The sequence below is a fragment of the Bradyrhizobium ganzhouense genome (assembly GCF_049949285.1).
Lineage (GTDB): Bacteria > Pseudomonadota > Alphaproteobacteria > Rhizobiales > Xanthobacteraceae > Bradyrhizobium > Bradyrhizobium ganzhouense.
The window spans coordinates 2,380,324-2,392,286 of record NZ_CP181318.1; the positions used below are offsets into that span (position 1 = coordinate 2,380,324).

The following is an 11,963-nucleotide window of genomic DNA, read 5'->3' on the forward strand; positions in this document are numbered from 1 at the left end:
TGGACCCTTCGCGCCTTAGACTAGCTTCCTGAGCTCGTCGCATCTGCCTTGTGTCAAAAGCGGCCTTCGGCCGACACCTTCGGATGGCGCAAGTTCCTCGAGCGAAAGCAGGACGTGTCGGATGAAAGTCACCAGAGAGATGGTGGATGAAGATCTGCGCGGCCGATATGCCTTTGGGCGGATCATCGCGAGCTTTGTTCACACGAGCTGGTTCTCTCTGCTCGTGTTCCGCTTCTCTGCGGCTGTCTTGCGGGGACGCAACATCAGGGGACTTGTCAACGAAGAGCGATACATTCCAAGCATGAATGGCGGGGCGCCTGTTCGTGTGAGAATCTATCGGCCAAGCGCGGAAGTTGGACCGCTGCCGATCATGCTCTACTTGCATGGTGGCGGTTACGTTCACGGGGTGCCCGAGCAATTCGGCTCAATCCTCAAGGATTTCATCGATACGGAGCCGTGCATCATCGTCGCGCCGGACTATCGAAAGGCCGTTGAATCGCCGTACCCGGCCGCGTTCAATGACTGCTACGACACCTTGCTATGGATAAGGGATAATGCGGCGTCTCTCGGCGGAAGAACCGACAAATTCATCGTGGCGGGCCATAGCGCGGGCGGAGGACTTGCGGCCGCCGTCTCGCTCAAGGCGACCGATACGGACGACGCAAAAATAGCGTTTCAAATGCCGGTATATCCAATGATCGATGACCGGCAGACTAGCGCATCTGTCGTTGGAAACGACGCACCCGTTTGGGATGAAAGAGCCAACAGGCTGGCATGGTCCCGCTATCTCGACGGCGTGAAGAACGTTACGCCTTACGCGGCTGCGGCACGCTGCACGGACTATACGAAATTGCCGCCGACGATCACATTTGTCGGCAGTCTCGAGCCATTCCGGGATGAAACGAAAATCTACGTTGAGAACCTTCGTCGGGCCAACATTCCGGCTGAGTTCGAAATGTTCGACGGCGCGTATCATGGTTTTGATATGATGGTGCCAGACGCTCCAATCAGCAGGCGCGCAAATCGGTTCTTGATGGAAAACTTCCAGAAGTTTGCTCAGCGGTATTTCAATTAGGCTTCAAAACAGTCTGGACGGTCGCTTCGGATGCGGCAGCGGGATCATGCCATCGTGCTCCTGTTTTGCCCGACGTGTCAAACTTTCCTCGCCAGAGGGCGGCAAGCCGCGTGGGCGAAATTCTTCAATGATTTGTACTGTGCATGGGGTTGTTTTCGCGATTCTGTTTCCGCCCGCTGAGGGACGGAATTTTTTCACCCGCGCACCCGCTTGAGCATCTGCTCGACATGTGCAATCGGCGTCTCCGGCTGGATGCCGTGGCCGAGATTGAAGATGAAGCGCCCTTGCGCAAAATTCGCCAGCACATTGTCGACCGCGCGATCGAGCGCCGCGCCGCCCGTGATCAGCACCAGCGGATCGAGGTTGCCCTGCACCGCGACGCGGCTCTGCACCCGCTCGCGGATGAAGGCGGGCTCCGCGGTCCAGTCGATGCTGACGGCGTTGACGCCGGTCGCCTCGACGTAACCAGGCAATTGCGCGCCGGCGCCGCGGGGGAAGCCGATGATCTTCGCATCCGGCGCTTTTGCACGTACGCCTTCGATGATGCGCCGCGTCGGCTCGACCGACCAGCGCGCGAATTCGGCCGGCGGCAGCACGCCGGCCCAGGTGTCGAAGATCTGCAAGGCGTTGGCGCCGGCTTGGAGCTGCGCCAGCAGATATTGGATCGAGTTGTCGACCAGCACGTCGATGATTTTCGCGAACGCCTCCGGATGCCGGTAGGCCATCATCCGCGCCGGCGCCTGGTCCGGCGTGCCGTGGCCCGCGACCATGTAGGTCGCAACCGTCCACGGCGCGCCGCAGAAGCCGATCAGCGCAATCTTCGGATCGAGCGCGCCGCGTACGAGCTTGAGCGCCTCGAACACCGGCGCGAGCTTGCCGAAGTCGGCCTGCGCGGCGAGCGCTCCGACCTTGGCCGGATCATCCAGCGGCTCGAGCCGCGGGCCTTCGCCGATCTCGAACCGCACAGAGCGGCCAAGCGCGTACGGGATCACAAGGATGTCGGAGAAGATGATCGCCGCATCGAAGCCGAACCGGCGGATCGGCTGCAGCGTGACCTCGGCGGCAAGCTCCGGGTTGAAGCAGAGATCGAGGAAGCCGCCGGCCTTGGCGCGGACCTCGCGGTACTCCGGCAAATAGCGGCCGGCCTGCCGCATCATCCACATGGGCGGGACGGCTTGCCGCTGGCCGGAGAGCACGTCGATGAAGGGCTTTGTCGCAAACTGGGGCACGAACGTTCCTGATGCAGAGTTGAGGTTCCTGATACACCGGGCGTGGCCCGAGCGGAACAGGGGACCCAGGGCAAATGCGCCGCGTTGACACCTCAAGCCGATCTTCAGCTAGGGGCCGCCGCCGGTTTCCGATAGGCTTGCTAAGACCTTGTTAGTGATCTGCGGAAGCCCCGGTCCGTAGGAGTACGGGAAAACCCATAGATGAATGCGAATCCCGGCAGGCGCTTCAGGGTTCAATAACAGAAGCGGCAGAGTTTCCCTCTATTGGAGAATCCTGCCGCATGAACGTCGCCTCACAGAGAGCCGGATGGAGCCGCTTGCCCTTGCGCGCGGCGGCGTTCGTCGTGCTCACTTGCGTGGCGATCCTCGGCGTCAGCGGCTGGCGTGAATGGGCGGCGCGGGACGCGGTGCTCAAGGGCGCCGAAACCGAGATGGCGAACGTCGCCCGCTCGTTGACGCAGCATGCCGAGGACAGCCTTGATCTGCTGGATTCCGGCGTTGTCGGCGTCGTCAGCCGGCTGGAGATGGATGGCGCCGATCCCGCCACGATCGCGAAGCTGCGTACCCTCCTCGAGGCGCGCAAGAAGGCGATGGAGCGGGTCCACAGCCTCGCCATCATCGATGACCAGGGCAACTTGCTGACCTCGCCCGGCACCATCGCCTCGACGCTCAGCGACGACGCGTTCTTCCGCCACCACCAGCTCTCGCCCAAGCGCGAGGCCTATGTCGGCCGTCCCGTGAAGAGCCTCGTCGACGGCGAGTGGGTCGTCACCCTGTCGCGCCGCTTCAACAAGCCCGACGGCAGCTTCGGCGGCGTGGTGCTCGCGGCGATCAGCTCCAGATACCTGTCGCATTTCTACGAGCAGTTCGAGATCGGCCGCAACAGCTCCGTGACGCTGATGTATGGCGACGGCATGATCATCGCGCGCAACCCGAGCAACGATAAGTTCGTCGGCCGCAGCGTCGCCGACACCGCGCTGTTCCGCGACGCCAGCCTGCAAGGTCCGAGCGGCGCCTATCACTTCAAGTCGCCGCTGGATGGCGCCGAGCGCGTCAGCTTCTTCAAGCGCTCTGGCCGTTACCCGCTGGTGCTGCTCGCAACCGTCGACAAGGATGAGCTGCTGGCGCCGTGGCGGGCTGCTGCGATCTCTCGGATGCTCTACGTGGTCGCGCTGGTGATGCTGATCGCGGTGATCGGCGCGGTGCTGGTGCGGCAGTTGCAGCGCGGCCAGCGCATGGCCGCGGCCCTGATCGAGAAGGAGGCGCATTTCCGCCTGCTCGCGGAAGGCTCCAGCGACATGGTCACCCGCATCGGGCTCGACGAGCGGCTGCGCTACGTTTCGCCGTCGTCCAACCGCGTCGTCGGCTGGCGTCCCAATCAGCTGATCGGCACCGACGCGCTCGCGGGAATCCATCCGGAGGACCGGCCGCAGGTGCAGGCCATCGTCGACGCCATGAAACGCGGCGATACGGACGAAGCGCGCGTCACCTACCGCAACGTGCACCGGCAGAAGTCCGAGGTCTGGCTCGAATCGACCATGCGAGTGACGCGTAAGGACAACGGCAATGTCGAAGGCGTGGTCGCGATCTCGCGCGACATCACCGAGCAGAAGAAGCTGGAGACCCGGCTCGAGACGCTCGCGATCGAGGACAGCCTCACCGGGCTTGCCAACCGCCGCCGTTTCGACGAGCGGCTCAAGGAGGAATGGGCGCGCGCCTATCGCGACCGCTCCAGCCTCGGCCTGCTGATGATCGACGTCGATCACTTCAAGGCCTACAACGACGAATACGGCCATCCCGCCGGCGACGCCTGCTTGCACGTGGTCGCAAAGATCATCGCGGCCGAGATGCAGCGGGTCGGCGATCTCGCGGCGCGTTATGGCGGCGAGGAGTTCGCCATGCTGCTGCCGAACACCGATGCCGCCGGCTGCGCCCGAATCGGCGAGCGGATCCGCAGCGCCGTCCACGATGCAGGCCTTATCCACGCCTCCAGTGCGGTGGCGCCATGCGTCACCGTCTCGATCGGCGGCGCGGCCTGCCGGCCGTCATTCGAACGCACCGCGGGCGCGGGATCGCTGGTGGAGTCCGCCGATCGCGCGCTCTACGCCGCCAAGGACGCTGGCCGCGGCCGCCTGATGATGTCGGGCGAGGTCATGAGCCTGCTGAAGGCATCTGGTCAGTAAGACCACTCAATAGTGCGGCGGGCGCTCGTTGGTGGGTCCCGGCGAATTCGTCTCGGCTTCCTGAAGCCGCTCGCCGAGTTCTGCGATCTTCCGCGTCAGCGTGTCGATCTGCTTCCACTGCGCGGTGATGGTCTGGTTCAGCGTCTCGATGGTGTCGTCCTGATAGGCGAGGCGCATCTCCAGCGCGTCGATGCGCTCGGCGAGCGTTTTGATGTCAATCGTCACGTGCGTGCCCCAATTCTTGTTCGAGCAAGCCCCGTTCGCGCAGGCCGTGGCCGAGGGCGACGCGCTCGTCGAACACAAAACATTCGCCGCGCCAGCGGCTCTGCGCCTCCGGCACCTCTTCCAGATATTTCAAAATGCCGCCCTTGAGGTGGTAGACCTCGGCAAAGCCGCGGGCCAGCAGATGCGCGCTCGCCTTCTCGCAGCGGATGCCGCCGGTGCAGAACATCGCGATCTTGCGATGCTTCGCGGGGTCGAGCTTCTCAGCGGCGAAATCCTTGAACTGGCCAAAGCTCTTGATGTCAGGATCGACCGCGCCCTCGAACGTTCCCATCGCCACCTCGAAGGCATTGCGGGTGTCGAGCACCAGCGTGTCGGGCGCGGCGATCAGCGCGTTCCACTCAGCTGCGTCGACATAGGTGCCGACCTGCAGGGTCGGATCGGCGGCCGCATCGCCGAGCGTGACGATCTCCTTCTTCAGCCGCACCTTGAGCCGACCGAACGGCATCGCTTCCGCGGTCGAGCATTTCAGCTCGAGATTGTTCAGCCGGCCGCCGAACATCGTCCCGTGCGCGAGCTCGTGGGCGAAGGCGTCGACCGCCGCAGGTGTGCCCGCGATCGTGCCGTTGATGCCCTCCTGGGCCAGCAGCACGCTGCCCTGCAGGGATAGGCCGTCACAGAACGCGCGCAGCGGCTCGCGCAGCTCGCGGTAATCGGGCAGGGCGGCGAATTGGTAGAAGGCGCAGACCTTGTAAATCATGCGCCCGTTTAGCAGGCGGCCGGCGCCCGGAAAACCCGCAACCGATAGCTCTAATCCCAGCGAATGGCAGCCATTTCTCTGGTATGCCAGCATTGCCCGGGCACCCCGGAATGTGTCATGAAGGCCCGGTTTTTCCGAGATGGCGCCGCACGCGCCCCCAAGACTTCGCCTAGACGCCCCTGAGAGAGCAAAACTTCGATGAGAAACTTCCATTTCCCCGGCAGGTCCACGGTTCACGCCACTAGTGCCATGGTCGCGACCTCGCATCCGCAGGCGTCGCTCGCCGCGATCGAGGTGCTGCGCGAGGGCGGCACGGCGGTGGACGCGGCGGTGGCGGGTTCGGCGCTGCTCGGCGTGATCGAGCCGCAATCGACCGGCATCGGCGGCGACTGCTTTGCGCTGATCCAGCCGCGCGGCGAGGGCAAGATCATCGCCTATAACGGCTCCGGCCGGGCGCCGAAGGCGGCCAACGCCGAGTGGTATCTCGAGCGCAAGATCAACTCCGTGCCGCTGACTTCGGCGCACGCGGTCTCGATCCCCGGCGTGATCGACGCCTTTGCGACCGTGCTGCGCGATCACGGTAAGTTCGGCTTCGACCGGCTGCTCCAGCCCGCGATCAAGGCGGCCGAGGAAGGCTATGTCGTCGCCCCCCGCATCGCCTTCGACTGGAAGAACCAATTCGAGAAACTGAAGGGCGGCACCAACACCGTGCGCTACCTGCTGCCGGGCGGCAAGCCGCCGGTCGCCGGCGACGTCATCCACCAGGCCGAGCTCGGCAAGACGCTGCGCGCCATCGCCAAGGACGGCCGCGACGCCTTCTACAAGGGCGCGATCGCGGAGGATATGGTCGAGACCCTGCGCGGCATCGGCGGCCTGCACACGCTCGACGATTTCGCCGCGCACACCACGGAAGTCACGACGCCGATCGGCACCACGTACAAGGGCCACGACGTCTGGCAGTGCCCGCCGAACGGCCCGGGCGTCACCGCGCTCTTGATGCTCAACATCCTGTCGCGCTTCGACCTGACCAGGTACGCGCCGCTCAGCGTCGAGCGCTTCCATCTCGAAGCCGAAGCCGCGCGCATCGCCTACATGAACCGCGAGATGCATGTCGCCTCTCCCGAGCACATGAAGATCAATGTCGCCGAGATGCTCGAAAAGGGCTTTGCCGACGAATACATCAGCAAGATCCGCATGGACGGCATGCTCGACCTGCCGAACGTCGCGCCGCCGATGAATCCTTCGACCATCTACATCACCGTGGTGGACAAGGACCGCAACGTCTGCTCGTTCATCAACTCGGTCGCGCATTCCTTCGGCTCGGCAATCGTGTCGAACAAGACCGGCGTGCTGCTGCAGAACCGTGCGGGCGGCTTCCGCATCCAGCCGGGTCACCCCAATTGCATCGAAGGCGGCAAGCGCCCGCTGCACACGATCATGCCGGGGCTGCTCACCAAGGGCGGCCGTTCCACGATGTCGTTCGCGGTGATGGGCGGCCAGTACCAGCCGACCGGCCAGACTCATCTGCTGACCAACATCCTCGACTATGGCTGCGACGTGCAGGAAGCCATCGATATGCCGCGCGGCCTGCACTACGAGGGTCAGTATCAGCTCGAGGACAGCGTGCCGGCCGATATCGTCGAGGGTCTCAAGAAGCTCGGCCACAAGACCACCAGCGTGGTCGGCCCGCTCGGCGGCGCTCAGGCGATCTGGATCGACTGGGACAAGGGCACGCTCACCGGCGGTTCCGACCCGCGCAAGGACGGCTGCGCGCTCGGCTATTGATCGAAGAGCCCCGAGGGCTGGAAACGACCACCGCATTGCGCTAGACACCTTCCGCCTCAAACGGAAGGTATTCTATGCAGCGTTTTCAGCGCGCACTCCTCGCCATCATGTCGGCCCTCGCGATCACTGTGATCGCCGGCGTGTCGACATTCGTTTCCACCACGGCCTCGGCCCAGACCGCAGGAAAACCCATGACCACAGCTTCAGGCTTGCAGACTATCGACAGCGTCGTCGGCACCGGCGCTTCGCCGAAGCCCGGCCAGATTTGCGTGATGCACTACACCGGCTGGCTCTATGAGAATGGCCAGAAGGGCAAGAAGTTCGACTCGTCCGTCGATCGCAACGAGCCGTTCGAATTCCCGATCGGCAAGGGCCGCGTCATCGCCGGCTGGGACGAGGGCGTCTCCACGATGAAGGTCGGCGGCAAGCGCACGCTGATCATCCCGCCGCAGCTCGGCTACGGCGCACGCGGCGCCGGCGGCGTGATCCCGCCGAATGCGACGCTGATGTTCGATGTAGAATTGCTCGCGGTGAAGTGAGCGCACAAACAAAAAGACCGGCCTTTCGGCCGGTCTTTTCAGTTCTCCGTTGCGCGCGCTACTCCGCCGCGCGACGTGCGGCCGCAGCGGCGCGATCGATCGCTTCCTTTGCCGCGTCCTTGGCATCGCCCATGGCCTTCTGGCCCTTGCCCTTCACCTCCTGGACCACGCCTTCGCCCTGCAGGCGTTCGGAACCGGTGGCTTCACCGATGCCCTGCTTGGCCTTGCCGATGGCTTCGTTGGCGGTGCCCTTGATCTTGTCGCTCGTGCTACCCATGAAACTCTCCTTCCAGATTGCTCGGAATAACAATGCAGGGCAGCTGGGAGAGTTCCTTTTTTGGTATGGCTTGCCGCCGTAGCTTTGGTTAGTTTCGCTCGCACGGAACCAACAGAAAGCAAGACCCATGACCGGCCATGACCACAGCCATTCCCACCATGACCACGATCATCATGACGATCGCTGGAAACATGACGGCGTGCGCGTCATTCCGGGCAATCAGCTCGATACCAACGTGCCGTCGACGGCCGGCATGGACCGCGCCGCCGCGATCAATTTCGCGCGCGTCGGCGCGCAGAAATTGTGGGCGGGCACGGTCAGCATCAAACCGGATGCGAAGACCGGCGCGCATCATCACGGACATCTCGAAAGCGTGATCTATGTAGTGAAGGGCAAGGCGCGGATGCGCTGGGGCGAGAGCTTGCAATTCACGGCCGAGGCCGGCCCCGGTGATTTCATTTTCGTGCCGCCCTACGTACCGCACCAGGAGATCAACGCCAGCCGCGACGAAGTGCTGGAATGCGTGCTGGTGCGAAGCGACGGCGAGGCGGTCGCGATCAATCTCGACATCGAGCCGGTCGAAAAGCCCGAGACCGTGCTGTGGATCGATCCGGTTCACCGGGATCCGAACGAGAAGAAGTGAGGCCGAACACCGCGCGGGGTTCGGTGCGACAGAACCCCGCAGCCGGCGGTCGAAAAAATATTCCGGACACCGTGTCGGTCGGCGATTCAGTCATCCGTCCTTGGGCAGAACCCGCCCAAGGAGCCTCCGATGCCCAGGATGATTTTCCTCAATCTGCCGGTGACCGACCTCAGGCGCGCGACCGCCTTTTATGAGGCGATCGGCGCGACCAGGAACCCGCAATTCAGTGACGACACGGCGAGCTGCATGGTCTTTTCCGAGACCATCTACGCGATGCTGACGACGCACGACAAATTCCGTCAGTTCACGCCGAAGCCGATCGCTGATGCAAAGACCTCGAACCAGGCGCTGTTCTGCCTGTCCGCCGACAGCCGGAACGAGGTCGACGAGATCGTCGGCAAGGCCGAGGCTGCGGGCGGGGTGGCCGATCCCAGCCCGAAAGACGAATACAGCTTCATGTACGGCCGCAGCTTTGAGGATCCGGATGGTCACATGTGGGGTGTGAACTGGCTGGACATGGCAGCGGTCCCCCCGAAGCCCGCCATGGCGACCGCCTGATCGAAACCTGAAGAGGAGCATTTGCAAATGTCCAAGCTCGTGCCCTGCATGTGGTTCAACGGCGATGCCGAGGAAGCCGCGAAGTTCTATGTCTCGCTGGTGCCGAACTCCGAGATCACGCACGTTCAGCAGAACGTTTCGGACGGCCCGTCGGGCAAGGCGGGCTCCGTGCTCGTCGTCGAGTTCACGGTGGCCGGACAGCCGCTGGTCGCGCTCAACGGCGGCATGAAGGTGGAGTACACGCACGCGATCTCGCTGATGATCCATTGCGATGACCAAGCGCAGGTCGACAGCGTCTGGAGCGCATTCCTCGCCCATGGCGGCAAGGAAGAGCAGTGCGGTTGGCTGAGGGATCGCTGGGGCGTTGCCTGGCAGGTGGTGCCGAAGGCGATGTTCGACTTCCTGACGAGCCCCGACAAGGCCGCCGCTGCACGCGCGATGCAGGCCATGATGAAGATGGTGAAGCTCGATGTCGAGGTCTTGCGGCGCGCGTTCGAAGGCAAGTCGGCGGCGTGAGGCGATGTCCGTGCGGTAATCTCGCTGTCATCGCCCGGCTCGACCGGGCGATCCAGTACTCCGAGGCGGTGGTGGCCAATTGATAAGCCGCGGCGTACTGGATGCCCCGCCTGCCGCCTACGCTAAAGCTTCGGCGCCCCTGGACTTAAACCCCGGCGAAGCCTTGGCGTAGCCGGGTCGCGGGGCATGACAGCGGAATTCGAGGCGACTCCGCTAATAATTGATCCTCAGCCCCACGCCGCCGTGGATTGTGTTGCCGACCGGCTGCGGGCCCAGCGTGCCGTTGGCGAAGAGGTCCACAACCCAGCCCTTCTGCACGCGGAAGCCGAGGCGGCCGCCATATTCGAACCATCCCTGGTTGCCCATCGTCGGCACCACCATGCCGTCGCCGGTCACGGTGGCGACGATGCCGCTATGGCTGGCGAACGACTGCACCCAGCCGCCATTGATGTTGGTTTCGATGTTGCCGGCGAAGAGATGGGTCCACTGGCCGCCGATCTTGACCAGGCTGGTGCGGTCGGTGCCGGTCGCAATGCTGGCGTCGAACGGATTGAACGCGACCGCGTTGTCCGCATAGCCCGATACGCGCTGCCAGAGCTGCCAGACCTCGACCGAGGCTGCGACCTCGTCGCGCGGTGACAGCCGGCTCATCCAGCCGGCGCGACCGTAAACCGCGTAGTTCGCCGCATTGGTCGAGCTGGTCACGCTCACCGGGCCGAGGCTGGTGTTGTAGTTGCGGGTATAGCGCGCTTTCTCCCACGGTGTCAGGATCGTGCCGACGTCGAAGAACGGGCGCGACGAGCCCCAATCGGTGAAGTCATAGCGCAGCGCGAAGGCGCCGATCGGCGCGCTGGTGATGTTGTAGCCGCCCTCGCTGTATTGCGTGTAGGCGAGGCCGGCGAGCAGCGACAGATTGGGCGTCAGCTCCTTGCGGCCGTGGATGCCGGCCGAGAACGAGCCGGCCGAGCCGAACGCGCTGACGCAGTCGCTGCAATTGACCTGTTCGTTGACGCCGAGCAGCACCGTACCGAGCACGCGGTTGGTGATCATCTGGTTGAAGCGCTGGTTGGCGAGGCCGCCGATCGAGTTGCCGCTGGAGTCCGCGCCTGTCGGGCTTGTCGGCGGAGGCGGACCTGGCGGCGGAGGCGGGCTGGACGTCGGATACGGGCTCGGCGACGAATAAGGGCTGGGCGAGGGGGAGGGCGCCGTCGAGGACGGGTATGTGGGCGATGGGGCCGGCGAATATGACGGTGACGGTGAAGGCGTCGGTTCGCTGCAGTTGAATTCGCAGGTCACCTGCGCCGAGGCCGAACGCGCATCGATCCCGGCCAGCGCAAGCGCTGCGGTTGCCGTCAGTGCGATGGCGAGAATAAAGCGCCCGACGTTGAACTTCGCCATCATCAGCGCCCGCACAGCATGCCGTCGTCATGGACAGCGGGCGTGATGGTCGGCGAAGCGTCGGCATATTGGTTGACGGAGCACAGCCCCGCATTCGCGGCGCAGTTGGCGGCGAAAGTCCAGGGCGGCGTGTTGGTCTTGGTGATGGAGACCTTGCCGCCGGTCGAAGTAATGACCGCGGTGTCGCCCGGCTGGGTGAGCTGGATGCACTGGAAGTTCAACGTGCAGACGCTGGCCGCGCCTTCCTGAAGCACGACGACCGAGCGGCCGCGCTGGGACAGGATGTCGAGCGTGGTGCCGCGAACGCCGATGGTCGCGAGCGGCGTCGTGATCTTGTAGGCGGTCTTCGCCGAATGTCCGGTGACGAAGCGGAAGGCGCCGGTGGCCATGCGGATCGCGACGTCGCGATAGCTGTGCTCGTCGTTGAAGACGGTGCGGTCGAGTTTCAGCGTGGCGCTCGGTCCAAGCGACAGATTGGTGCTGTCGGCCATGACGAAGCGCGCTGCGCTGTCGGCGCCGGTGCGCACGGTCTCGTCACGCAGCATGCTGTCGCCGACGCTGATCGGCGACGTGGTCGCGGCGACGCGCACCACTTCGTTCTGAACCAGGACGGCTTCGCCGACGCGCGTTTGGGCCTGCGCGCAAGTTGCAGCGCACAGTGCGGCCGACAGCAGGGTGGGGAAAAGCAGAAAACGCAAATTCATATCGTACCCGATTGAAGTCCCTGAACGCGCACGCCCGTGTTGTGGCAGAATTATCACAAGCGGCGCGAGACGAG

At 64.2% G+C, this 11,963-nt stretch carries 13 protein-coding genes; 7 read left to right on the forward strand and 6 right to left on the reverse strand.

Annotated elements, in window-relative coordinates; all coding sequences use genetic code 11:
- The first annotated feature begins 121 nt into the window (after positions 1-121).
- Positions 122-1,075 carry an alpha/beta hydrolase gene (locus ACLFLU_RS10880; RefSeq protein ID WP_426412187.1) on the forward strand — a complete coding sequence of 318 codons (954 nt, stop codon included), beginning with the start codon at positions 122-124 and terminating at the stop codon, positions 1,073-1,075.
- A 194-nt stretch (positions 1,076-1,269) separates the two neighbouring features.
- On the opposite strand, the gene hemE is transcribed toward ACLFLU_RS10880, so the two are convergent.
- Positions 1,270-2,304: a uroporphyrinogen decarboxylase gene (gene hemE / locus ACLFLU_RS10885; RefSeq protein WP_426412188.1), complete on the reverse strand. Its 1,035-nt coding sequence runs from the start codon at positions 2,302-2,304 to the stop codon at positions 1,270-1,272.
- 281 nt (positions 2,305-2,585) lie between these two features.
- Between hemE and ACLFLU_RS10890 the strand changes: the two genes are divergently transcribed.
- Positions 2,586-4,487, forward strand: a complete 1,902-nt coding sequence (locus ACLFLU_RS10890; RefSeq protein ID WP_426412189.1) for a diguanylate cyclase — start codon at positions 2,586-2,588, stop codon at positions 4,485-4,487.
- Positions 4,488-4,493: 6 nt separating this feature from the next.
- Here ACLFLU_RS10890 and ACLFLU_RS10895 read toward each other — a convergent pair whose 3' ends face one another.
- Together ACLFLU_RS10895 and ACLFLU_RS10900 are read right to left on the reverse strand one after the other, a co-directional pair.
- Entirely contained in the window at positions 4,494-4,712 is a 219-nt protein-coding gene (locus ACLFLU_RS10895) for a SlyX family protein (protein WP_426412190.1), read from the reverse strand.
- Positions 4,702-5,469 (reverse strand): rhodanese-related sulfurtransferase, encoded by a 768-nt coding sequence (locus tag ACLFLU_RS10900; RefSeq protein ID WP_426412191.1) that lies wholly within the window; start codon positions 5,467-5,469, stop codon positions 4,702-4,704. Before ACLFLU_RS10900 ends, ACLFLU_RS10895 begins: the two co-directional genes overlap by 11 nt.
- Positions 5,470-5,667: 198 nt before the next feature.
- Between ACLFLU_RS10900 and ggt the strand changes: the two genes are divergently transcribed.
- Both ggt and ACLFLU_RS10910 read left to right on the forward strand, forming a co-directional pair.
- Positions 5,668-7,254 (forward strand): gamma-glutamyltransferase, encoded by a 1,587-nt coding sequence (gene ggt / locus ACLFLU_RS10905; protein ID WP_426412192.1) that lies wholly within the window; start codon positions 5,668-5,670, stop codon positions 7,252-7,254.
- 74 nt (positions 7,255-7,328) lie between these two features.
- Complete coding sequence (locus tag ACLFLU_RS10910; protein ID WP_426412193.1) at positions 7,329-7,793, forward strand: FKBP-type peptidyl-prolyl cis-trans isomerase; 465 nt, start codon at positions 7,329-7,331, stop codon at positions 7,791-7,793.
- A gap of 58 nt (positions 7,794-7,851) precedes the next feature.
- Here the strand turns inward: ACLFLU_RS10910 and ACLFLU_RS10915 are convergent, their stop codons facing one another.
- Entirely contained in the window at positions 7,852-8,070 is a 219-nt protein-coding gene (locus ACLFLU_RS10915; RefSeq protein WP_254129232.1) for a CsbD family protein, read from the reverse strand.
- Between the two features lie 127 nt (positions 8,071-8,197).
- Here ACLFLU_RS10915 and ACLFLU_RS10920 point away from each other — a divergent pair, with 127 nt between their 5' ends.
- The 3 genes from ACLFLU_RS10920 to ACLFLU_RS10930 all read left to right on the forward strand — a co-directional run bounded on the left by ACLFLU_RS10920 (position 8,198) and on the right by ACLFLU_RS10930 (position 9,787).
- The gene (locus tag ACLFLU_RS10920; protein WP_234681915.1) at positions 8,198-8,713 is read left to right on the forward strand and encodes a cupin domain-containing protein; all 516 of its coding nucleotides are present in this window, start codon (positions 8,198-8,200) and stop codon (positions 8,711-8,713) included.
- A 129-nt stretch (positions 8,714-8,842) separates the two neighbouring features.
- Positions 8,843-9,271 (forward strand): VOC family protein, encoded by a 429-nt coding sequence (locus tag ACLFLU_RS10925; RefSeq protein WP_426412194.1) that lies wholly within the window; start codon positions 8,843-8,845, stop codon positions 9,269-9,271.
- Between the two features lie 27 nt (positions 9,272-9,298).
- Positions 9,299-9,787 carry a VOC family protein gene (locus ACLFLU_RS10930; protein ID WP_426412195.1) on the forward strand — a complete coding sequence of 163 codons (489 nt, stop codon included), beginning with the start codon at positions 9,299-9,301 and terminating at the stop codon, positions 9,785-9,787.
- 213 nt (positions 9,788-10,000) lie between these two features.
- On the opposite strand, the gene ACLFLU_RS10935 is transcribed toward ACLFLU_RS10930, so the two are convergent.
- Positions 10,001-11,185, reverse strand: coding sequence for a hypothetical protein (locus tag ACLFLU_RS10935; protein ID WP_426412196.1), 1,185 nt, complete (start codon positions 11,183-11,185; stop codon positions 10,001-10,003).
- 2 nt (positions 11,186-11,187) lie between these two features.
- A complete protein-coding gene (locus ACLFLU_RS10940) occupies positions 11,188-11,889 on the reverse strand; it encodes a FecR family protein (RefSeq protein WP_426412197.1) in 702 nt (233 codons plus the stop codon).
- Positions 11,890-11,963: the final 74 nt, after the last annotated feature.